At 74.4% G+C, this 524-nt stretch carries 1 pseudogene; it reads right to left on the reverse strand.

Features of this window, described 5'->3' with window-relative positions:
• Positions 1-132: 132 nt before the first annotated feature.
• Positions 133-524 (reverse strand): annotated as a pseudogene (locus A5624_RS00235) (hypothetical protein); the annotation flags it as partial.

Raw genomic sequence — 524 nt, forward strand, 5'->3', positions numbered from 1 at the left:
CGCGGGCGGCGGCGACGTCGGCGACCCGGGTGGCGTCGGTCAGCACGAGCCGGGCGACCTCCGCCAGCGCCGCGGCACCCGCGGCCGACCGCAGGTAGCCGACGTCTTGCGCGCTGAACCGCAGCCCACCACTCAGGAGGGTTTGACCCCGGTCACCATCACGTTGTAGTACCAGCCCTTCGGCACCACACGGCGCCACACGTTGGCGTCCACCCAGCTCAGCGTCTTCCAGCCGTTGAAGGCGAACTTCGCCCAGCCCCAGCCCAGCCGCCCGGGCGGCACCGACGCCTCGAAGGTGCGCACCGGCCAGCCGAACATCGCGGCGGTGAACTCCTCGCTGACGGTCCGCACCTGGGCGGCCCCGGCGTTGGCGGCCATCCGCTCCAGGTCGCCCGGCTCGTGCTGACCGACGCCACCCGGGTCGCCGACGTCGCCGCCGCCCGCGCCCGATTCGGCGACCGCGCCGCGATCCTGGTGGAGACGGTCCTGTTGCGCCGCCGCGCGGTGGACAAACTCGGCGGCCT

Origin of the sequence: Mycobacterium sp. 1482292.6 (assembly GCF_001672995.1) — a bacterium.
GTDB lineage: Bacteria > Actinomycetota > Actinomycetes > Mycobacteriales > Mycobacteriaceae > Mycobacterium > Mycobacterium europaeum_A.